This is a genomic window from Dyadobacter beijingensis DSM 21582, assembly GCF_000382205.1.
Lineage (GTDB): Bacteria > Bacteroidota > Bacteroidia > Cytophagales > Spirosomataceae > Dyadobacter > Dyadobacter beijingensis.
Window position 1 is genome coordinate 860836 of record NZ_KB907787.1, and the last position, 21740, is coordinate 882575.

Genomic DNA, 21740 nt, shown 5'->3' on the forward strand with positions numbered 1-21740 from the left:
AAGATCTAAAAAAAGTTACCATCGTAATCCCCTCACGTCTAAATGCATAAACGACCAACCAGTTTATGCAAAAAACAATCTTTACCCTCGCATTCGCGCTGCTGGCAGCCGTCGGCAGCGCTCAAACGGTTTACTTTCACCAGGATTTCAGCCAGACCACCGGCCTGATCGACCCGCAACCCGACACCGGCCAGTTCAGCCACGTCATTCTAACAGCCCCCGCGCTCTCGTACCATCAGTTTCACAAAGGCTACATGGAGCTCGTCCGCAGTCGGCAGGATTCGGCAACGGGGGGTATTATACGTACACTGCGTGCGACGCCATTTGAACCGAATCCCGAAACGCTCGTCATACGTATCAAACTCAGTGTGGAAGATATTCAGTCAGCGGGTGTAAATGCCTTGTACCTGTACGTCGGCGAGGATTTTAATCCTGTCAACAACTCTTTTCCCGGCAATGGGCTGATGTTTGCCAAATGCTCCATGAACTTCACAGACGAGGGGTTCACTGTGAAAGACCTCGAAACGCAGCAAACCAGCCCCATTTGCCCGGAAAAAAAGCAGGTAACGCTTACCTGGGTACTGAATAACTCGCCAAAACCGTTGCCTTACCGCATCACCACGGCAGGCCCCGAAGAAACCGCCCGGCCCGGCACCTACGATCTCTGGGTCGGCGACGTGCCGGTCTGCAAAGCCAGCCGGGCCTATCCCGGTACTTCTGCCTATTCCAAAACCAAGCTCTCCAACTTCGAAATGCGCTTTCGCAACGGCGTTGGCAAGATCCGTATCGACGAAATTTCCATCGACGACGGCACCCCGAAACATGTCAGTGACGACTTTTTCCTCGCCCCGAATCCCGCCGGGCGAGATGGCATTTTTGTCGTTGGAAAAGGGGTGAATGCAGCCGCTATTCGTCTGATCGACATGAATGGGTGGGTATTGCCGGTTAAAACATCCCTCCCAAAACAGGACCGTTTGAAAGTGCTGCCATTGTGCCCGCCGGCTTCCGGCATTCATACGCTCGAGCTGAAAATGCCGGACGGCCGGTTGCATAGGCTGAAATTGATGATCGAGTAGCTGCAAGTAGGACGATTGCCGGAATGAATTAAACTAATCTTGTAAAATAAATTGAGTTTGCGGTTAAGTTTGACTTATTTAGTCGTCCCTTTCAGCAAGTTATGAAATCTACATCCCCTGTTCCGGAAGATCGCGTGCTTTGGCAGGATTTCCTGGCGGGAGAGGTTCGTGCATTCGAAAAGCTGATGTCCGACAATTTCCGGCTGCTTTTCCGGTACGGGAGCAAGTTTTCCAAAGACCGCGAGCTCGTAAAGGACAGTATTCAGGACCTTTTTCTCATACTCTGGGAAAAACGTGCCAACCTCAATCCTGACGCGGCCGTGAAACCCTATCTCATGGCGTCACTGCGGCGGCTCATGCACCGGCACGCGTCGTCACGCACGTGGGTAGGCAACGAGGCATTGCAGGAGGAAGACGATTATTTCGAAATCGAATTTTCGGTGGAGGAAGAGTACATTGCCCATGAGGCCACGGCCGTACGGTCGCAGCAGCTGGAAACGTTGCTGAATGCATTGCCGCGCCGGCAAAAGGAAGTGGTATACCTGAAATTTTTCCAGGAACTGAGCCGGGAACAAATCGCCGAGGTGATGGCCGTATCGCCGCAAACGGTTTCCAACCTGCTCCAAATCGCGATCCGGCATTTGAAATCGCATTGGAAAGCGGAATCTTTTATATTTTTTCTCCTGCATTTTCTATTCTAACCAGCGGATTATCAGCCACTACCATAGTTTTTATTCTTTTTTGAAGAAAAAGTTTAAAAATTGTTGGTATCCGGCACCAGGTTTTGTCTATACCTATTCAGACACAATGAACTGGTATGGACCGCTACAACGATTTTGCTGTTGAAGATTTTGTCTGGGACGATTTCTTTCGTCAGTGGACACTCTCGCCCACCCCTGAAACCGACGCGCTTTGGGACGATTGGATCGACGCCAATCCAGAAATGCTCGAAAAAGTGGAGCAGGCCAAGGCCCTTGTGCTCTCGCTGCGCCTGCACGAGCCCGAGATCGGCGACGCGGAGATCAACCAGGTGGTGAAGCAGACCGTCGGGCGCATTACCGCAACCGACGAACAGGTCCTCCGCCCCGCCAGCCGGCGCATTCCCGTGTTTTCCATTCCCTGGATGCAGTTCGCCGCATCCATCGCATTCATCATCCTCATGGGCTGGGCGGTATATTCGGTGATGATCAAAAGTGATGAAAAGCCGCAGCTCGCGCAGCAGGACAGCATGGGCACGCTCAACACGTCATTGACCGAAAAAATCAATACTACCAATGAAACAATCCAGCTCGCATTGAGCGACGGCAGCCGCATCAGCCTTGCACCGAAAGGACGCATTCGTTACCCCGAGCGGTTCTACGGCGAGCGGCGCGAGGTGTTTCTGGAAGGGGAGGCGTTTTTCGACATTGCCAAAGATGCCGAGCATCCGTTTTTGGTGTATGCCAATGGATTGGTAACCAAGGTATTGGGTACCAGTTTCCGCATTAAGGCCTACGACGGCTCCCGGGAAGTGACGGTGGAAGTGAAGACAGGAAAAGTGGCGGTATTCGCGCAGTCGGACCCGCATTTGAAAGAAAAAGTCGAAGACAAACAGTTCCAGGGCGTGATCCTGACCCCGAACCAGAAGATCATCTATGCCCGCGACGAGGTGAAAAAAATGGTAAAAACGCTGGTAGAAAAGCCTGAAATGGTCGTATCCAAAGCGGAAATTCCGCAGTTCGAATTTGAAGACACACCCGCCAGCGACGTGTTCAATACCATCGCCAAGGCTTACGGGATCGACATTCTGTATGACGAAGCGCTGCTGAAAGACTGCCCGCTCACCGCCATGCTCGATAACCAGACATTGCACGACAAGCTCAATATCATTTGTAAGGCCGTCGAATCCAGCTACGAGATCGTGGACGGCCAGGTGATCATTCACAGCAAAGGATGCCGGAATTAATCCCAGATAATCACGTAACCCTTTAAAATTCAGAATATAAGAAACAGAAAGAATCCCTAAAAGAAGAGCCGGCAATGTTCCCGCATCACCGGCTCGGATACCCCTGATTTTGGTTGGTCGCCATTTATCCTCCCGGGAGGGGAGGCAGGGATCGTTTTGCCAAATTTTAATCCTACAAAACAATCAAATCTATGAAAAAACCTTTAAAATACCGTAGGGTATTACTGTGGACCATGCGAATGACAGCTACTCAACTCATGTTTGCCCTTGTGTTCATAGCGACAGGTTATGCGCGTGAAGGAAGTGCCCAGTCGCTTCTGAGCCAGAAGGTTTCCGTAACCGCCAATGCCAGCGAAGTCAAGAAGGTGCTGGGGCAGGTGGAAAAGCAGGTCGATGTACGGTTTGTTTTCAGTTCCAAACTGATCAAATCGGCGCGGAAAGTAACCGTTTCCATTAAAGAAAAGCCGCTCTACGAAGCCCTCGACCATATCCTCACGCCGCTGGGGCTCGACTATGAAGTTTCAGGTAAAATTATCATCCTCAGAAGAATAGAAACCGCCACCCCCGATGCGCCGGCGGGGCAAAGCGTCCCTGCGAATGCGCCCAAGCGCGCGGTATCGGGTAAGGTGCTCGACGGCGAATCCAACACCGGTCTACCCGGCGTGAGCATTGTGCTGAAAGGGACGCAAACCGGGACTACCACCAACACGGACGGCGGTTTCCAGCTCGAAATCCCCGAGACAAGCGCCCCGAATTCCGTGCTGGTGTTCAGTTTTGTCGGGTACAAATCGCAGGAAATCGTGCTGGGCAGCCAGACTGAACTTACTGTAAGCATGGTGCTGGAAGACAAGTCCTTGCAGGAGATCGTCGTGATCGGTTACGGTCAGATCAAGAAAAGCGACCTTACGGGTTCGGTGTCGTCCATTAAATCGAGCGAATTGAATGCCTACCCGGCCACCAACCTCGTGCAATCCCTCGCGGGGCGCGCGGCGGGTGTGTACGTATCGCAGAACACCGGTGCGCCCGGCAGCCCGATCAGCGTGCGCGTGCGGGGTACCAACTCCATCCAGGGCAGCAACGAGCCGCTTTACGTGGTCGATGGTTTTCCCTATTCCGGTAACCCTACCTTGCTCAACAATGCGGATATCGAATCCATTGAAGTGCTTAAAGATGCTTCCGCAACGGCCATTTACGGTTCGCGGGGGGCGAATGGCGTGGTTTTGATCAGTACTAAAAAAGGGAAAGCAGGCCGGGTAAGCGTGGATTATGACGGCTATTACGGCGTGCAAACCGTCCGCAAGAAGCTGGACCTGATGAATGCGACCGAATATGCCAATTTCTACAACGAACAGGCGGCCAACGACGGCCTCGCCCCGCATTTTACCGCCGACCAGATCGCCGGCTTCGGGAAAGGTACCGACTGGCAGGACCTCGTGTTCCAGAAAGCGCCCGTCCAGAACCATGCATTGACGGTGAGCGGAGGTAATGAAAAGACCCGTTTCTCCGTGGCAGCGAGCAATTTCAGCCAGGACGGCATTATCATCGGCAGCGACTACGTGCGGAATGCATTGCGCATTAATCTCAGCTCGGATATCGGCAAGAAATTTAAATTCGACCTCAGCTCCATGCTCAGCCGCATCGACTCCGACCGCAAGAATTCGGAAAAAGGAAACCGCGGCGGTACGCTCATGTCGGCCATGCTTTCGGGCTACCCGACCATCGCGGCCACACTTCCCGACGGCAGCTACTCCCGCCTTGCCGAATCCTATGCGTGGGGTTCGAACGTGATTACCAACCCGTTGAACTTCCTGTACCAGTTCTCGGACGTTATCCGCTCCAACAAGGTACTCACCAACGGCGCCATAACCTACGAGCCCATTAAAGGACTGACGATCAAAACCCTGGCCGGTATCGAAAGCACCGACGACCGCACGGACACTTACACGACGACGAAATTTGTCAATTCCAAAGGATCGGCGACCGTCGGTACGCAGCGGGTAACAAGCCTTTTGAGCGAAAATACCGTGAGCTACATCAGGGATTTCGGCAAGCACAGCGTGTCCGCAGTAGCCGGGTTTACTTACCAGGATTACACCACCACTTCGCTCAGTGCCTCCGGAAGCGGTTTTATCAGCGATAACCAGGAAACCTACGACATTGGCGCCGCCGCCACGCAGGGCGTACCGAGCACTTCCTATTCCAAATGGTCGCTGCTTTCCTACCTTGCCCGTGTCAATTACACATTCAATAGCAAAATCCTCGCAACGGCCAGCTTCAGGGCTGATGGCTCGTCGCGGTACAGCGAAGGGCAGAAATGGGGCTTTTTCCCTTCCGGCGCGTTGGCCTGGCGGATGTCCGAGGAAGAATTTATCAAAAACATCCCCTTTGTTTCCGACCTGAAACTGCGGGTAGGGTATGGTGAAACGGGCAACACGTCCATTAATCCCTACTTCACATTGAACCAGCTCGCATCGGGCCAGGTGGTGTTCGGAGATGCATTCATGACGTCGTATGCGCCGGGTACCCGCCTGGCGGGCTCGCTGCGCTGGGAGACCACCGCGCAGACCGACTTCGGGATCGACCTCGGCCTGTGGAACAACCGCGTGAACCTTTCTGCTGATTATTATATCAAAAACACCCGCGATTTGTTGAATAACGTATCGCTGCCGTCGTCGCTCGGATACACGTATACCATTCAGAACATCGGCAAGATCCAGAACAAAGGTTTCGAACTGGCGGTGAATGCAGCCGTGCTGGAAGGGGATTTCAAATGGAACTTGTCGACGAACCTGTCCATCAACCGCAACAAAGTCGTGAAGCTGTACGGCGGCAACGACATCCTGGGAGGTACCATCGGCGCGGCGGTGAATGATAATGTCAATATCCTCCGTGAAGGTTATCCGCTGGGCTCATTTTATGGTTATGTGGAAAAAGGATATGACGACAAAGGTTTGATCGCCTATGAGGACTTCAACGGCAACGGCAGCCGCGACGCGGGCGACAAGCAGATTATCGGTAATCCCAATCCCAAGTTTACCTACGGCCTGAACTCGAACATGTCGTTCAAAAACTTCGAACTCACGTTCTTCATCCAGGGCTCGCAGGGTAACGATATTTTCAACCTCAGCGCGCAAGGCCAGGGCTACGACTACGGCCAGGCGCTGAATATGCCGCGCGAAGTGTACCTCGACCACTGGACACCGACCAATACCAATGCCAAATACCCGATCATCAAAACTTCCTCGCAGGCGCAAATGTCGAACCGCTTCGTCGAAGACGGCTCTTACCTCCGGTTTAAAAACATCCAGCTGAGCTACAACCTGCCGGTGGCGAAATTGCATATCAAATGGATGAAATACGGCCAGTTGTACGTCAGCGGCCAGAACCTGATCACGCTCACCAAGTATTCGTGGTACGATCCCGAGGTGAACTCCTACGGAAGCGGCAACTCCATCGTGCAGGGCGTGGACCACTATGTGTACCCGGTGGCCAAAACCACTACGGTAGGGCTTAGGATAGGTTTTTAAGGTCAGATTTTACAACCGGTTTAAAGAAATGATTGATATGAAAAAGATATTCACCAGTTTGTTTTTGGCGGCGGTTTGCATGGGCTGTTCCGATATTTTGGAAGAAAAACCCAAGTCGCTGGCGTCCGAAAATTTTTACAATACCGCAGCGGAAGCCAAAGCGGCCGTGAATGCGATCTACGGCCCGATGCGCACCGACGCCGCGCTTTCCACCAACTACCCGGCCCAGCTGGAAGGCCTTGCCGACTACGGCAATTCACGCGGAACGCAAACGCCCGTGAGCTTGTACCAGGGCCTCGATAATACCAATATCAACCGCGTGGCGACGATCTGGGACAATTTTTACCAATCTATCCGCAATGCCAACCTCGTGATCGCCAACGTGCCGAAAGGAACGAGCATGACCGACGCCGAGAAGACCGCATTCGTCGCCGAGGCCAAATATATGCGGGCGCTGACCTACTTCGCGCTCGTACGTAACTGGGCAGGCGTGCCCCTGCGCACGGAGGAGAACATGACGGTGGCCGACATACCGAGATCGAGCGTGGATGACGTGTACAAACTCATCGTCGCCGATGCATTGGTGGCCGAAGCGGGGCTGCCGGACAATCCTGCGGAAATAGGCCGGCCTACCAAATGGGCCGCCAAAACGCTGCTGTCGGAAGTGAATTTGTATCTCGAAAAATGGGAGGATTCGCGTGCGAAAGCGAAGGAAGTGATCGATTCGAAAAAGTATGCGCTGGTAGCGGTGACGGTTTCGGAAGATTTTCAGAAGATCTACGGACCCGAGGTCGTGAATACGCCGGAGGAGATATTCTATTTCAAATACAACCGCCAGCAGGGCTTCGGGCTCGTGAGTTATGCGCACCGCAAGATCGGGCAGTACAATTATTACGGCCCCGGCGGCGTGTACGCGCAGTACACCGACTCCGTTTCCAATTCGGTCATTAAGAACTGGGATTTCAAGGATCTGCGTAAAAACCACATCTTTTATAATGTGGACATCGGCCTGGGCAAGACTTCGCTGCTATACCGCAAATACCGCGACCCGCTGGCGACCGGTGGTGCGGGCAACGATTACCCATGGTACCGCTACGCCGACCTGCTCCTTTTCCACGCCGAAGCCGATGCCCGCGCGAATGGAAAACCCACCGCCGACGGTCTCGAAAGCCTGAACAAGGTGCACCGCCGTGCTTACGGCAAACCGGCCGAAGCCGCATCGACCGTCGATTTCAAACTGGCTGATTTCGCGACGCTGCAATCGTTCATCGACAAGGTGGTACAGGAGCGGGGGTACGAAACGATGTATGAAGGCAAACGCTGGAACGATCTGAAACGCCTCGGGATAGCCAAGCAGCGCATTCTCGAAGTAAAGAATATCGTAGTGGCCGAAAAGCACATGCTCTGGCCGATCCCGAACTCGGAGATTTTGTATAACAAAGCCATCACCGCCAAGGACCAGAATCCCGGATATTGATTTCAGAACTAAGAGGTATTTGATATGCTCAGAAAAAAGATAGTATTAGCGCAGTTCGCCTGCATGCTCGCATTCATGCTGTCCGGGTTCCGTTTGTCGGAGCCACGACAAGCGGAACGACGGAATGCCGGTGCGGATTCCGGGCAAATTCAGGCACAGCAGGCGGATGTATGCGTGTACGGCGGCACAGCGGCTGGCGTGATCGCAGCCTACACGGCCAAAAAAATGGGTAAAACCGTCGTCCTCATCGAACCGGGCGGGCATTTGGGCGGGATGACGTCCGGCGGGCTCGGCTACACCGATATCGGCAACAAATATGCCATTACGGGCCTCTCGCGTGACTTTTACCGCCGCATCGGAAAGCACTACGGCAAGTTCGAGCAATGGACATTCGAGCCGGGCGTTGCGAAAAGTACCTTACAGCAATACCTCGACGAAGCGGGTATCAAGGTTATTTACCAAAGCAGGATTATCAGCGCCAAAAAGTCCGGCGCCGCCATCCAGTCCATCGTTTTGGAAAACAGCCAGAAACCCAATGCCCAAACCAATCAGACCATTACCGCCAGAATGTACATCGATTGCAGCTATGAGGGCGACCTGATGGCGAAAGCGGGTGTATCCTACACGGTAGGGCGGGAGGCCAACAGCCAGTATAACGAAACGATCGACGGCGTGCAACTCATGCACGGCCACCAGCTGCCCGACGGTATTGATCCCTACAAAACCGAAGGAAAACCGGAGAGCGGACTGCTATGGGGCGTTTCACCGGCCAAACTGGAACCGAACGGCACGGGCGACAAAAAAGTGCAGGCCTACAATTACCGCATTTGCCTCACGTCCGATCCGGCCAACAGGGTGCCCATTACCCAGCCGGCCGGCTACGATCCCGCTCGCTATGACCTGCTCGCCCGCCTCATTGCAAAGCAGCCGCAGCGCAAAACGCTGAACGACTACTTCATATGGAGCAAAATGCCGAATAATAAAACGGATATCAACAACCGCAACGGCTTCTCCACAGACATGATCGGTATGAACCACGATTATCCTGACGCCGATTACAAACAGCGTGCGGAGATCATCAAGGCCCATGAAACGTATACCAAAGGACTGCTCTACTTCTTCGGCCACGATCCCCGTGTGCCTGCGGAGCTGCGCGAGGCTATGCTGCAATGGGGGTATCCCAAAGACGAATACGTGGAAACCGGCAACTGGTCGCCGCAACTGTACATCCGCGAGGCGAGAAGAATGGTCGGAAGCTACGTGATGACCCAGGCGCATTGCGAGTTGAAGGAAGTGGTGAAGGACGGCGTGGGCATGGCGGCTTACCAGATGGATTCGCATAATATCCAGCGCATTGTCGTGAACGGCATGGCGAAAAACGAGGGTAATGTAGAGGTAAGCGCTTCCGGGCCTTATCCGATCGCTTACCGCTCGCTGGTGCCGCAGGAAAAGGAATGTACGAACCTGCTCGTGCCGGTCTGCCTCTCGGCCACGCACATCGCCTACGGGTCTATCCGCATGGAACCGGTGTTCATGGTACTGGCGCAGTCGTCGGCGGTGGCGGCGGTGATGGCGATCGATTCGAAGAAAAGTGTGCAGCAGGTCGATATCGCCCGATTACAGGCCAGGCTCAAAAACGACCCGCTCGTGAACGGCAAAACGCCTGAAATTCTCGTCGACAACGAGGATAGCAATGTTTCCATTAAAGGAAACTGGCAGCCGATCAAAAAGGGCGGCTATGGCCCGTCGTTCCTTGCATCTTCTGAAAACGATCAGACGGGCGGCTCGGTCACTTTCACGCCTGAGATCGCCGCTCCCGGCGCTTACCACATCTATGTGTATTTCCCAAAAGTGGCGAAGCCTGCCTCGGAGATTAAACTCTCGGTAAAAACCGGGAATGAGGTCAAGGCCATTTCGGTACTCGAAAAGGACATTGTCGTGGAAGGGCAGACCTCCGGTGAATGGTACAATGCGGGCAAATTCAATTTACCCAAAGGCAATGCCTCTTCGGTGAATATCTCGTCGGAAGGGGCCTCGGGCGCAGTCGCCGCCGATGCGGTGCTGTTCGTGCCCGCTCGAAATAGTAACTAAGCGACCGGCGGTCGGCGGTCGGCGGTCAGCGGTCCGCGGTCCGCGGTCAGCGGCCAGCGGTCGGCGGTCAGCATTTCAAAATCTCAACTCAAAACATTCATGAAAAAATTACTTCTAATAGTAGCATTCCTCATAACCCAGGCCACGCCGCGGGCGTTCGCGCAGTCGTTTGAAGCCGATGTGATCGTCTATGGCGGCACTTGCGCGGCAGTTACGGCGGCCGTGCAAGTGGTCAAATCCGGTAAAACGGTGCTGGTAGTTTCGCCCGACAAGCATTTGGGCGGGTTATCCTCCGGCGGGCTGGGCTTTACCGATACCGGCAACAAATCCGTGATCGGCGGGCTGGCGCGTGAGTTTTACCACCGCGTTTACTTGCATTACGACAAGCCCGAAGGCTGGCATTGGCAGAAAAAGGAGGAATACGGCAATAAAGGCCAGGGTACCGTGGCCATGGACGGCGCCGAACGCACGATGTGGATCTTCGAACCGCACGTGGCAGAGCAGGTTTTCGAAGATTTTGTGAAGGAAAACAACATCAAAATCTACCGCGACGAGTGGCTCGACCGCGGCAAAACCGGTGTGCAGAAAGCGAATGGCCGCATTGCGTCGTTCAAAACCCTGAGCGGCAAGACTTTCAAAGGTAAAATGTTCATCGATGCTACCTACGAAGGCGACCTTATGGCCGCTGCAGGCGTGAAATACCACGTGGGCCGCGAGGCGAACAGCGTGTACAACGAAGAATGGAACGGCATTCAGGCCGGGGTGTTCCAGCACCGGCATTATTTCGCGAAGAATATAAGCCCTTATAAAAAGGAAGGTGACCCCAAAAGCGGCCTGCTGCCTTATGTTACAGCTGAAAAAATCGGTAAAAACGGGGACGGCGACCATAAAATCCAGGCCTATTGCTTCCGCATGTGCCTGTCGTCGCACCCGGATAACCGCATCCCGTTCGCCAAGCCGGCTGGCTATAACCCCGCCAATTACGAGCTGCTCGCCCGCGTGTACAAAGCCGGCTGGACGGAAACCTTCGATAAGTACGACCCCATACCAAACCGCAAGACGGATACCAACAACCACGGCCCTTTCAGCACGGATTTCATCGGCCAGAATTACGACTACCCCGATGCTACCTATGAACGCCGCAAGCAGATCATCAAAGCCCATGAAGTATACCAGAAAGGCCTGATGTATTTCCTCGCCAACGACCCGGCCGTACCTGCCGACGTGCGCGCGAAAGTGAACGAATGGGGCTTGCCAAAAGACGAGTTTAAGGACAATGGCGGCTGGCCCCACCAGATATACGTCCGCGAGGCGCGCCGCATGCTGGGCCTGAGCGTGATGACCGAGAATGAGACATTAGGTAAAAAAGCAGTCGCGCAGTCGGTTGGAATGGGCTCGTACTCGCTCGACGCGCACAATGCGCAGCGCTATGTGAAGGAAGACGGTTTCGTGCAGAACGAAGGCGACATTGGCGTACACCCGAAAACGCCTTACGGCATCTCCTACGGTTCCATTGTTCCTAAAAAGGCCGAATGCGAAAACCTGCTCGTGCCTGTGTGCGTGTCCGCGTCGCACATCGCGTACGGGTCCATCCGCATGGAGCCGGTGTTCATGATCCTCGGGCAGAGCGCCGCCACGGCAGCCGTGCAGGCAATCGACGCGAAAGTGGCCGTTCAGGACGTGGATTATGCCAAATTGAAAGAGCAGCTGCTGAAAGACAAGCAGAAGCTGGAACTTTGAAACCTACCGGTCACTCATTGGGCCTACCGGTCACTCGGTAATATGCCGGGATGGAAAAGCGGTCGTTTATTTTCGTGATTATTTATCACAAAAAACGAGACGACCATGAAAACTCCATCCATGAAAAAACTGGCTAATTGCCTGATGCTGTTTGTATTTGCAGCCGCTATGCTGGCGTGCAGCAAGGATTCCGACGATCCGAAACCCGAAACGCCGTCCGGCAATGCCGTGGAAGGTACCTGGAAGATCAAAGCGATGAATGTAGACCCGGCGCAGAACGGCGTTACCGACGTGCTGGCATTCTACGAAGCGCTTACCGGAAAAAAATGCCTGTCGGAAACCGAGATTACTTTTAAAAGCAACGGCACGGTAGGCGCGAAGGTGCCCATCGGCTGCGACGACGTCATCGACGACGTCGATATTGTGGACGATGCTTCGAAATGGACTGTGAAGGACAAGAAGATCATCCTCACCGAAGGTACCGACGTGACCGAGTTCGACCTCGAAACGAGCGCGACCGAAATGAAATGGTCGACCACCGAGGAAGAAGACGGCGTCAAATACAAAATGACCATCGTATTCAAGAAAAGTTAGACAATGGAAGCAAGAGAAAGTGAATGTCCTGCAAAACAAAACTTTCTCTTTAAATTTTATTAATTTACCAACGAATAGCCGGGCTTATGTCCGGCTATTTGCATAATATTGCAAGTTATTCCGATGAAACCCATACAAAACCAAATGTCAACCGTCACAGCAACGCGCTCAGACGCTTCTTACCTATTCAGTGCTCCCGTCATAGTCGCTGCCCTTGGTTACTTCGTAGATATTTATGATTTGCTCCTTTTCGGGATCGTGCGCCTGCCGAGCCTGGCCGCATTAGGCCTTTCCGAAGCCGACATTTCCGTTACCGGTGCCAGCATTCTCAACTGGCAGATGACGGGCCTTTTGCTCGGAGGCATTCTCTGGGGTGTTTTGGGGGATAAAAAAGGGCGCCTTTCGGTGCTTTTCGGCTCCATTATCACGTATTCGCTGGCTAACATCGCCTGTGGTTTCGTGCAGGACGTGACGGTCTATAAACTGCTCCGCTTCATTGCCGGGATCGGTCTGGCCGGCGAGCTGGGGGCCGGTATCACGCTGGTTTCCGAAATCCTTCCGAAGCATTTGCGTGCCATCGGTACTTCCCTCGTGGCGGGGATCGGCTTGCTGGGGGCCGTGGTGGCCTATTTCACGGTCGAGTTTTTCGATTGGCGCTATGCCTATTTCATCGGCGGCGGACTGGGGATTTCGCTGCTTTTGCTGCGGATCGGGGTTTTCGAGTCGGGGATTTTCAAGGATATCAAGGAAAAAGAGCACGTCGAGAAAGGTAACTTCTTTGCATTATTTACCAACAAGGACCGCCTCGGACGTTACCTCCGGTGCATCGGGATCGGCCTGCCTACATGGTTCGTGATCGGCATCCTGGCGACGTTCAGCAATGAGTTCGGCAAAGCGCTGGGCATTGCGGAGCCTATCAAACCGGGCCTTTCCATTATGTGGTGCTACGTGGGCCTTTCTGCCGGCGACCTTTGCAGCGGGTTCATCAGCCACTGGCTCGAATCGCGGAAGAAGGCCGTGTTTTATCTCATGATATTCACGCTCGTTTGCAGTATTATTTACCTGTTTGCGGGCATTCAAACGGCTTCTGCGCTCTATACCGTGGCCACATTGCTGGGCTTCGGGATCGGGTACTGGGCCATGTTCGTGACCATCGGCGCGGAGCAGTTCGGTACCAATCTCCGTGCTACGGCCGCCACCACCGTGCCCAACATGGTACGCGGTACGGTAGTGGGAATGACTACATTATTTGCTATTTTTAAAGGTTCTTTCAGCGTCATTCAGGCGGGGGCACTGGTAGGGGTGATCTGTTTCGCGATAGGTATCTTCTGCATTCTCACCATCCCTGAAACGCACGGAAGGGACCTGGACTTTCTCGAAGAGTAGTCAGGTGTGGTCGAGTGTAGTCGGGGAATAGTCAGGTGTAGTCAAGAATGGTCATGCGTGGTCAGAGACAAAGTGAGAGAAGAACTTCTTATTGTTTCAATAAATGACAACCCCTGACAATGAATGACAACTTCCTGCCTACAAATGACAATGAATGACAAAAAGAACAAACAATAACAATACAAATATCACGTCAAACGAAACGAAAATGGAAAGACGCGTAGCGCTGAAAAGCATGGCAGTTGCCATGGGCGCCATGGCGGGTTTGCCTGCGTGGGCATCCGGATGGAACAAGAATGCGGTGGCGAAGAGCGGGTTGCTTTCGGCAGACCAATCCAAAAACCTGGCGATGATCGTCGAAACCATTATCCCCAAAACCGACACACCGGGCGCGGGCGAACTGGGGGTAGGCGACTTCGTGCAGAAAATGGTGAAGGATTGCTACGACGCCAAGGCCCAGGCCAGCCTCGCCAGCGGCATTTCGAATATCGACGAGCAGAGCGTGCAGCGTTTCGGCAAGTCGTTCGCGGATGCCGGCAAGGAGCAGCGCCTGCAAATCCTGCAAGACATTGAAAAAAGCAGCGATGCCGCGCAGAAAGGCTTTTTCAGCATGGTCAAAAACCTCACGATCCAGGGTTATATGACCTCGGAATACGTCATGACCAACATTACCCATTATGAAATGATCCCCGCCCGCTACCACGGGTGCGTACCTGTTAAGAAGGGATAAGGGACTACCACCGAAACTATGGCAAATTTTAATATTGATAGTAAAAAAGCCCGCACCTACGATGCCATCGTGATTGGCTCGGGGATCAGCGGCGGCTGGTCGGCGAAGGAACTGACCGAAAAAGGATTGAAAACCCTCGTACTGGAACGTGGCCGGGATGTGCAGCACATTAAGGATTATCCCACGACGAACATGATGCCGTGGGAGTTCGAACACCGCGAACGACTCACCAAGGAAATCGCAGACGCCAACCCTATTGCGGCGCGCTGCTACAACTTCAAGGAATCGTCGATGCACTTTTTCGCGAAGGACAACGAGCATCCCTACATCCAGGAAAAGCCGTTCGACTGGCTGAGAGGCTACCAGGTAGGCGGTAAGTCGCTGCTATGGGCACGCCAGACGCAGCGTTGGAGCAAATACGACTTCGAAGGCCCTGCGCGTGATCAATTTGCAGTGGAATGGCCGATCGGCTATGACGACATTGCGCCATGGTACAGCCACGTGGAGAAATTCGCAGGCATTACCGGCAATAAGGACGGCATCGACGCATTGCCCGACGGCGAGTTCCTGCCCCCGCACGACCTGAACTGTGTGGAGAAATATTTCAAAGAGCAGGTTTCGAAGCAATTTAAGGACCGCCACATCATCATCGGTCGCGCGGCGCACATTACCGACCCGCAGCAGATCCACCTCGACCAGGGCCGTGCCAAATGCCAGCATCGCGTGATGTGCGAGCGCGGGTGCCCGTTCGGAGGGTATTTCAGTAGCAATGCTTCTACCATTCCCTGGGCGGCCAAGACGGGCAATATGACACTCCGTCCGCATTCGGTGGTGCATTCCATTATTTATGACGACAAGAAGCAAAAGGCTTCCGGCGTGCGCGTGATCGATTCGAATACGAAGCAGATGATCGAGTTTTATGCCGACATCATTTTCCTGAATGCTGCCGCATTGAACTCCAACCTCGTGCTGCTGAACTCGACATCGAGCCGTTTCCCGAACGGACTGGGCAACGACAGCGGCCTGCTGGGCAAATACGTGGCATTCCACAATTACCGCGCAACCGTTTCAGGCGAATATGAAGGCTTCCTCGATTCGACCACCGACGGAAAGCGTCCCAACAGCGGCTACATTCCCCGTTTCCGTAACGTGTACAAGCAGGAAACCGACTTTTTGAGAGGATATGCGGCCGGCTTCGGTGCCAACCGCAATACTTACAACGACCGCAATGGCCTCGGTGAATCGCTGAAAGCAGGTTTGCACGAAACCAAATACGGCAATTGGAGCGTAGGCTCGCACATGATGGGCGAAACCATTCCGAAAGAGAGCAATTATGTAATGCTCGATAAGAACGAGAAAGACCCGTTCGGCATGCCGAAGCTGAGGATCAACGTCGGTTACGATGATAACGACGAGAAGATGATCAAGGATTATATGGAGCAGGTGAGCGAAATGTTTACCAAAGCAGGTTTTACCAATGTGAAAACGCACGATAATCACCGCAATCCCGGCAACGACATTCACGAAATGGGTGGTGTACGCATGGGTAAGGACCCGAAAACATCGCTGCTCAACAAATGGAACCAGCTGCACCATTGCAAAAACGTTTTCGTGACGGACGGAGCCTGCATGACTTCCACCGCTACTCAAAACCCATCGCTGACGTATATGGCGCTATCGGCACGCGCGGTAGACTATGCCGTAAAACAAATGAAGGCGAAGAATTTGTAACTCAAATTAACTACTTGTAATAAAAGGCTGCTATTCGCGAGAATGGCAGCCTTTTTAGTTTCCGGTCCGAAAATGTCAGGATGGTATTTAAAAAAGTTAAAATTTTTTTAATTCAAGGATAAGGGATTTTAAGTGCAACAAAGTCTTTTAATTATTACATACGAACAGACATTCAATGCACGATCCTTTGCTTAACCCGGAAACGAAGCGCCCTGGGCCATTTGTGTCTCCTGTACACGAAGGCAAGGCGCCTGTGAGTGAAATCGATTCTGCGACGTTCCTGAAAGCGACTTTTGAACAGAACCCGGGGAAGGGCCTGGAATTGCTGTTTAAAAGGTATTACAACCCGCTGTGCAGCCACGCCGTGCGTTTTGTGTACTCCAAACAGATCGCCGAAGACCTGGTGAGCGAAGTGTTCTTCCAGTTTTACCGCACGAAAGCTTACGAAAACATCACGTCGTCGTACACCAGCTATCTGTTCCGCTCAGTGCGTAACGAATGCTATACGTATATGCGTAGAGAGTTCGGGAAAACCGACAGCCTCGAACTGAACGAGGAGCATCCGATTTCGACCTATCACCAGCAGCCGGATGCGGAAATCCATTATAACAACCTGTTCCTGAAAGTAAACGAGGTGATTGCGCGCCTGCCGATGCAGTGCCAGAAAGTGTTCTTGCTGAGCCGCTTCGAGAACAAAAAGTACCATGAGATCGCGGATGAGCTGCATATCTCGCCAAAGACCGTGGAAGTACATATCTCCAAAGCACTGAAACACCTTCGCTCCGCCCTTCATGGCGAATGGATGATATCGCTGTGCCTCACCATTTTGAGTATCCTCTGAAAATCAAGCTGGAAGGCCGCCCGGCTTTGCCGTCCGGAAAGGACTGTCGCGGGCGCGGCCCGTCAACATTGTAAACCGAACAAAAATGGAAAGAACTATATCGAAATATACCCTTTTCGAGTATTTGGCGGGCCGCGCCAATCCGCTCGAAAGGCAGCTGGTGGAGGACTGGATCGTCCGGAAACAGAATGCCGAAACATTTCATCAATGGCTCCTGGAATATGAAACCAAATGCCCGCAGTTTGCGCCGGATCAGGACGCTGCGCTGGAAAACCTGCTCCTCCGCTTGAATTCGACGATGGAGGAAGCGGAGGAAGTGGAAGAAGGGAGGAAGGAGGAAGGGGATGAGGAGCGTTCGCCGTCCTGGTTTGGGAGGCGGAGCAGCCGGTTCTGGATGGCGGCTGCCTCGGTAACCCTGCTGGTCGGTTGCGGCTGGTGGTTTCGTGAACCGCTCCAATACAAATCTTACCAAACGGCCTACGGACAAACTACCGACGTGTACCTCGAAGACGGAAGCCGGGTAGCATTGAACTCGAATTCGAAACTGAAAGTGCCGCGCCTGGGGTTCTGGGGCGATGTGCGCGAGGTGAAGCTGGAAGGCGAAGCGGAGTTTTCGGTGAGCCATACCATTGATCACAAGCGCTTTGTCGTGAAAACTTCGGAGGAGTTCCAGGTGGAAGTGCTTGGTACCACCTTCTCGGTGTTCGCCAGGCCGCGGGGTACCAAAGTCGCATTGAAATCCGGCAGCGTGCGCATCGATTACTCGCAAAACAACCAACGCCGGGAGGTGATGATGGAACCGGGCGACCTCGCGTTCCTCGACCACGAAGGCGCCGTCCAGCTGGAACGCAAACAGGACGTGAAAACTTTTGCGCCTTGGACCGAGCAGCGCTATGTGTTTAACGGAACGCCCGTGAAGGAAATACTCGCCATGATCGAGGAGAATTTCGGGCAAAAGGTAACCCTCTCCGACTCGAACATCGCCCAGCGTTCCATTACCGGCAATTTCAAGACGAAAAATGCAGAAGAACTTTTGAAAACGATCTCTGAAGTACTTGACCTCAGGGTCGAGCAAAACGGCGCAAGCATCCTTTTAACGAACAATTAATTATTCCAAACCACTTGATTATGAATCTAACGCTATCAGCCAAGCAATGGGTGGCGATCGGGATCGTGTTGATGACGCAATCGTCCCGGATCGTGCATTCCCAGGTCATTGCCTTTGCATCGATGCCGTCCAAGCAGCACACGTCTATCGGGCAGGAAATGAAGCTCAAAAATGTGCTGCTCGACCTGCAACGGCATTACGGGGTGGAAATCATCTTTGAAGACCGCCTGGTGGGCTCCGTGAACGTCGCTTCCGGGAATCTCGATTTCAACCAGCCGATTGAAAAGAACCTCGACGTGCTGCTGCGCCAGAATGGCCTGAAATACAAGAAAACCCGCAAAAACACATTCGTCATCACCGAAGGCAAGGCCAAGGACACCATGCCCGTGAAGGATGGAAAGGAGGAGGCGATGGCATTACCCGAGACGCAGATGATCCCGGAAAGCGTCACGACGCCGGGCACGGCCGCACAGGCGGCCGTGGACCGCGCGATCAAAGGTAATGTGACCGACGAAGCCGGCGCCGGCCTTCCGGGTGTGAGCGTCGTGCTGAAAGGCACGCAGCGCGGTACATCCACGGGGGCGTCGGGCGAGTTCAGCCTCGATATTCCCGATGGCGGACAGCCCGTGCTGGTTTTCAGTTTCGTGGGGTATAAATCGCAGGAGGTGACGGTGGGAAACCAATCGGCGCTGAATGTGACGCTGGCGCCGGATGAGAATGCATTGGAAGAAGTGGTGGTAGTGGGATATGGTACTGTTAAAAAGTCCGACCTGACCGGTGCCGTGGGTACCATCAAGGCCGAAGTATTGCAGGAGCGTCCTGCTTCCTCGCTCAACCAGGGGCTTTCGGGCCGCATTACCGGGGTGAACGTGTCGTCGAACTCCGGCCGCCCGGGCGGTCGCGCCAACATACGCATTCGTGGAGCCAGCTCTATCAGTGTTTCCAACAACCCTCTTTATGTGATCGACGGGGTGATCTTGAATGCGGTGGAACTCGCCAACGGCAGTACACCGATCGATTACCTCAACCCGAACGACATTGCGTCGATCGAAGTATTGAAAGATGCGTCTTCGACAGCGATTTATGGCGCGCGCGGTGCCAACGGGGTCATCCTGGTGACCACCAAACGCGGTACGTCGGGCGGCGGCAAGGTGACCTACGATACCGATTTCAGCATTGGCGTGGCTCCCAAGAAACTGCCGGTACTGAATTCGAGGGAATTTTTGCAGGTGGAGGAAACCGCCTATGCCAATGCGGCCAAATATGACCCCGTAGGCTGGGCGACCGGTACCAAATACACCGATCCCAAAAAGAAGCGCACCAATCCGCTGCTGTTCGATTCCAATGGTAACCCGCTGTACGATACCGATTGGCAGAAAGAGACTTTCCAGAAAGCATTTACCCAAAACCACCAGCTGGGCCTGACCGGCGGTAACGAGAAGGGAAGCTTCGGTGCGTTTCTGAACTACCGTAACGAGGATGGTATCATCAAAGATTCGTGGCAGAAACGTTTCGCAGGCCGTTTTGTATTTGATTCACAAATCAAAAGCTGGCTGAAAGTAGGCGGTACGCTGGGCTACACCGACCAGAACGAGAAGCAGATCGACCAGCTCGGCGGCGGCGGTATCACGGCCATGCGCCAGGTGCTGGAAGCATTGCCGATCATCCCCGTGAAATATCCTGACGGCCGCTGGGCCAGTAACCGCGATTACCCGGGTATGGAAGGCGGCGACAGCCCGCTCCGCGTCGTGGCCGAGCGCCTCTATTTCCTGAAAACACAGACGATGCTGGGTAATATGTATGCGAGTATCCGCCTCGCCGACGGCCTCGAACTCCGCTCGACCGTGGGTGCGAACGTGATCAACCAGCGTAACGACTATTTTGCGGCGGCAGGGCTCCAATACATTTCCAGCAATGGCGATGCATCGGTAAGCAGCAGCCGGTACAATTCATGGCAGTTTGAAAACTACCTGACCTATTTCAAGGATTTCGGTAAAATCCATTCGATCAATGCGATGCTCGGTTTGTCGTGGCAGCACGTGGACCGTTTCGATAATGCAGCCCGCAGCCAGAACTTTACAGACACCTATTTTCTGTACAATAACCTGGGCGCAGGCGCTACGGCACTCGCACCGAGCTCGGCAGCTACGGCCTACGGTCTGAACTCCTACTTTGCGCGGATCAATTACAGCCTGATGAACAAGTACCTCGTGACATTCACGGGCCGTATCGATGGTTCGTCGAAATTCGGGGATGCCAACCGGTATGCATTCTTCCCGTCGGCAGCCCTGGCGTGGCGTGTGAACGAGGAAGAGTTTTTGAAGAATTCGAACTCGATCTCCAACCTGAAAATCCGTGCGAGCTACGGCGCGACGGGTAACTCTGAAATCCCGGCTTACCGCGCACTGGCAGGTCTGGCGAGCACCGACGTGATCTTCGGCGGAACGCGTAACATTGGTATCGGTGTAGGCCGGATGTCGAACTCGAACCTGCAATGGGAGAAAACGCAGCAGGTGGATCTGGGTATCGAGCTCGGCTTGTTCCAGAACCGTGTGAGCTTCGAGCTCGACCTGTACCGCCGGAAAGTGAATAAAATGCTGCTCGATGCGCCGCTTCCATTCAGCAGCGGGTACACCAGCATCTTCACCAACATCGGCAGCATGGAGAACAAAGGCTTCGAATTTGCCGTGAATTCGACCAATATCAAGACCGGCGACTTCTCTTGGAGCACCACATTCAATATTTCGGTAAATAAAAATAAAGTACTGGCGCTGTCCGGCGGTAGCGACATTTTCTCGGGCGCTACGGTGATCCGCGTGGGCGAGCCGGTGGGTTCGATGTTCGGGCGTGTACACCAGGGCACCTGGTCGACAGCGGAAGCGGAACAGGCCAAAAAATACAATATGCTGCCCGGCGACGTGAAATATGCCGACCTGAACAACGACGGTACGATCAATGACAACGACCGCACGATCATCGGTAAAGGTATTCCCGATGGCTTCGGTACATTCCTGAACACATTCACGTACAAGCAGTGGTCGTTGACGGTGGATTTGCAATACATGTATGGCAACGACGTGCTCGACAGAAGTATCCACTCGGCTGAGGATCGCCAGGGTATCGCCAACAGCTACAAAACCGTGCTGAACGCGTGGACGGAAACTAATCAGAATACACCGATCGCACAGGTACGCCCGATCAACGCCTATTACACGACCAACAACGACAGCCACAAGGTAACCGACGCATCGTTTATCCGCGGACGCAACCTCTTGCTGGCCTACGTTTTCCCGGCGAGCATCGCTTCGAGAATGAAGCTGGATCGTCTGAGAGCCTATGCATCGGTTCAGAACTTCTTCGTAGCGACCAAATACAAAGGTTATGATCCGGAAGTGTCCAACTCCGGCTCGCCGTTCGACCAGGGATTTGGTTTGTATGACTATCCGAAACCAAGAGTATTCATGCTCGGCCTGAACATCGGTTTGTAACAATAT

14 protein-coding genes are annotated in these 21740 nt (G+C 53.7%); all 14 read left to right on the plus strand.

Annotated elements, in window-relative coordinates; all coding sequences use genetic code 11:
* Positions 1-65: 65 nt before the first annotated feature.
* Complete coding sequence (locus H144_RS0110875) at positions 66-1076, plus strand: T9SS type A sorting domain-containing protein (protein WP_019942088.1); 1011 nt, start codon at positions 66-68, stop codon at positions 1074-1076.
* Positions 1077-1177: 101 nt separating this feature from the next.
* On the plus strand, positions 1178-1777 hold the full coding sequence (locus H144_RS0110880; RefSeq protein ID WP_019942089.1) for an RNA polymerase sigma factor: 600 nt from the start codon (positions 1178-1180) through the stop codon (positions 1775-1777).
* A 116-nt stretch (positions 1778-1893) separates the two neighbouring features.
* Entirely contained in the window at positions 1894-3021 is a 1128-nt protein-coding gene (locus H144_RS0110885) for a FecR family protein (RefSeq protein ID WP_019942090.1), read from the plus strand.
* A 239-nt stretch (positions 3022-3260) separates the two neighbouring features.
* Positions 3261-6548 carry a TonB-dependent receptor gene (locus tag H144_RS0110890; RefSeq protein WP_229207880.1) on the plus strand — a complete coding sequence of 1096 codons (3288 nt, stop codon included), beginning with the start codon at positions 3261-3263 and terminating at the stop codon, positions 6546-6548.
* Between the two features lie 37 nt (positions 6549-6585).
* Entirely contained in the window at positions 6586-8025 is a 1440-nt protein-coding gene (locus tag H144_RS0110895) for a RagB/SusD family nutrient uptake outer membrane protein (RefSeq protein WP_026350597.1), read from the plus strand.
* A gap of 24 nt (positions 8026-8049) precedes the next feature.
* Positions 8050-10116 carry an FAD-dependent oxidoreductase gene (locus H144_RS0110900; RefSeq protein ID WP_019942093.1) on the plus strand — a complete coding sequence of 689 codons (2067 nt, stop codon included), beginning with the start codon at positions 8050-8052 and terminating at the stop codon, positions 10114-10116.
* A gap of 99 nt (positions 10117-10215) precedes the next feature.
* Positions 10216-11856 (plus strand): FAD-dependent oxidoreductase, encoded by a 1641-nt coding sequence (locus tag H144_RS0110905; RefSeq protein WP_019942094.1) that lies wholly within the window; start codon positions 10216-10218, stop codon positions 11854-11856.
* A 105-nt stretch (positions 11857-11961) separates the two neighbouring features.
* Entirely contained in the window at positions 11962-12450 is a 489-nt protein-coding gene (locus H144_RS0110910) for a lipocalin-like domain-containing protein (protein ID WP_019942095.1), read from the plus strand.
* A gap of 144 nt (positions 12451-12594) precedes the next feature.
* Complete coding sequence (locus H144_RS0110915) at positions 12595-13836, plus strand: MFS transporter (protein ID WP_026350598.1); 1242 nt, start codon at positions 12595-12597, stop codon at positions 13834-13836.
* Positions 13837-14044: 208 nt separating this feature from the next.
* Complete coding sequence (locus H144_RS0110920) at positions 14045-14566, plus strand: gluconate 2-dehydrogenase subunit 3 family protein (protein WP_308425675.1); 522 nt, start codon at positions 14045-14047, stop codon at positions 14564-14566.
* A gap of 18 nt (positions 14567-14584) precedes the next feature.
* Positions 14585-16297: a GMC oxidoreductase gene (locus H144_RS0110925; RefSeq protein ID WP_019942098.1), complete on the plus strand. Its 1713-nt coding sequence runs from the start codon at positions 14585-14587 to the stop codon at positions 16295-16297.
* 175 nt (positions 16298-16472) lie between these two features.
* Positions 16473-17138, plus strand: coding sequence for an RNA polymerase sigma-70 factor (locus tag H144_RS0110930; RefSeq protein WP_019942099.1), 666 nt, complete (start codon positions 16473-16475; stop codon positions 17136-17138).
* A gap of 85 nt (positions 17139-17223) precedes the next feature.
* Positions 17224-18246 carry a FecR family protein gene (locus H144_RS0110935; RefSeq protein ID WP_019942100.1) on the plus strand — a complete coding sequence of 341 codons (1023 nt, stop codon included), beginning with the start codon at positions 17224-17226 and terminating at the stop codon, positions 18244-18246.
* A gap of 20 nt (positions 18247-18266) precedes the next feature.
* Positions 18267-21734 (plus strand): SusC/RagA family TonB-linked outer membrane protein, encoded by a 3468-nt coding sequence (locus H144_RS0110940; protein ID WP_019942101.1) that lies wholly within the window; start codon positions 18267-18269, stop codon positions 21732-21734.
* The last annotated feature ends 6 nt before the right edge of the window (positions 21735-21740 follow it).

What these genes read in the sequence shown, in the direction of transcription:
- H144_RS0110905 (WP_019942094.1), top strand. Translation starts at nt 10,216, where the DNA reads ATGAAAAAATTACTTCTAATAGTAGCATTCCTCATAACCCAGGCCACG.
- H144_RS0110940 (WP_019942101.1), top strand. Translation starts at nt 18,267, where the DNA reads ATGAATCTAACGCTATCAGCCAAGCAATGGGTGGCGATCGGGATCGTG.
- H144_RS0110920 (WP_308425675.1), top strand. Translation starts at nt 14,045, where the DNA reads ATGGAAAGACGCGTAGCGCTGAAAAGCATGGCAGTTGCCATGGGCGCC.
- H144_RS0110890 (WP_229207880.1), top strand. Translation starts at nt 3,261, where the DNA reads ATGACAGCTACTCAACTCATGTTTGCCCTTGTGTTCATAGCGACAGGT.
- H144_RS0110895 (WP_026350597.1), top strand. Translation starts at nt 6,586, where the DNA reads ATGAAAAAGATATTCACCAGTTTGTTTTTGGCGGCGGTTTGCATGGGC.
- H144_RS0110935 (WP_019942100.1), top strand. Translation starts at nt 17,224, where the DNA reads ATGGAAAGAACTATATCGAAATATACCCTTTTCGAGTATTTGGCGGGC.
- H144_RS0110880 (WP_019942089.1), top strand. Translation starts at nt 1,178, where the DNA reads ATGAAATCTACATCCCCTGTTCCGGAAGATCGCGTGCTTTGGCAGGAT.
- H144_RS0110915 (WP_026350598.1), top strand. Translation starts at nt 12,595, where the DNA reads ATGTCAACCGTCACAGCAACGCGCTCAGACGCTTCTTACCTATTCAGT.
- H144_RS0110910 (WP_019942095.1), top strand. Translation starts at nt 11,962, where the DNA reads ATGAAAACTCCATCCATGAAAAAACTGGCTAATTGCCTGATGCTGTTT.
- H144_RS0110930 (WP_019942099.1), top strand. Translation starts at nt 16,473, where the DNA reads ATGCACGATCCTTTGCTTAACCCGGAAACGAAGCGCCCTGGGCCATTT.
- H144_RS0110900 (WP_019942093.1), top strand. Translation starts at nt 8,050, where the DNA reads ATGCTCAGAAAAAAGATAGTATTAGCGCAGTTCGCCTGCATGCTCGCA.
- H144_RS0110885 (WP_019942090.1), top strand. Translation starts at nt 1,894, where the DNA reads ATGGACCGCTACAACGATTTTGCTGTTGAAGATTTTGTCTGGGACGAT.
- H144_RS0110925 (WP_019942098.1), top strand. Translation starts at nt 14,585, where the DNA reads ATGGCAAATTTTAATATTGATAGTAAAAAAGCCCGCACCTACGATGCC.
- H144_RS0110875 (WP_019942088.1), top strand. Translation starts at nt 66, where the DNA reads ATGCAAAAAACAATCTTTACCCTCGCATTCGCGCTGCTGGCAGCCGTC.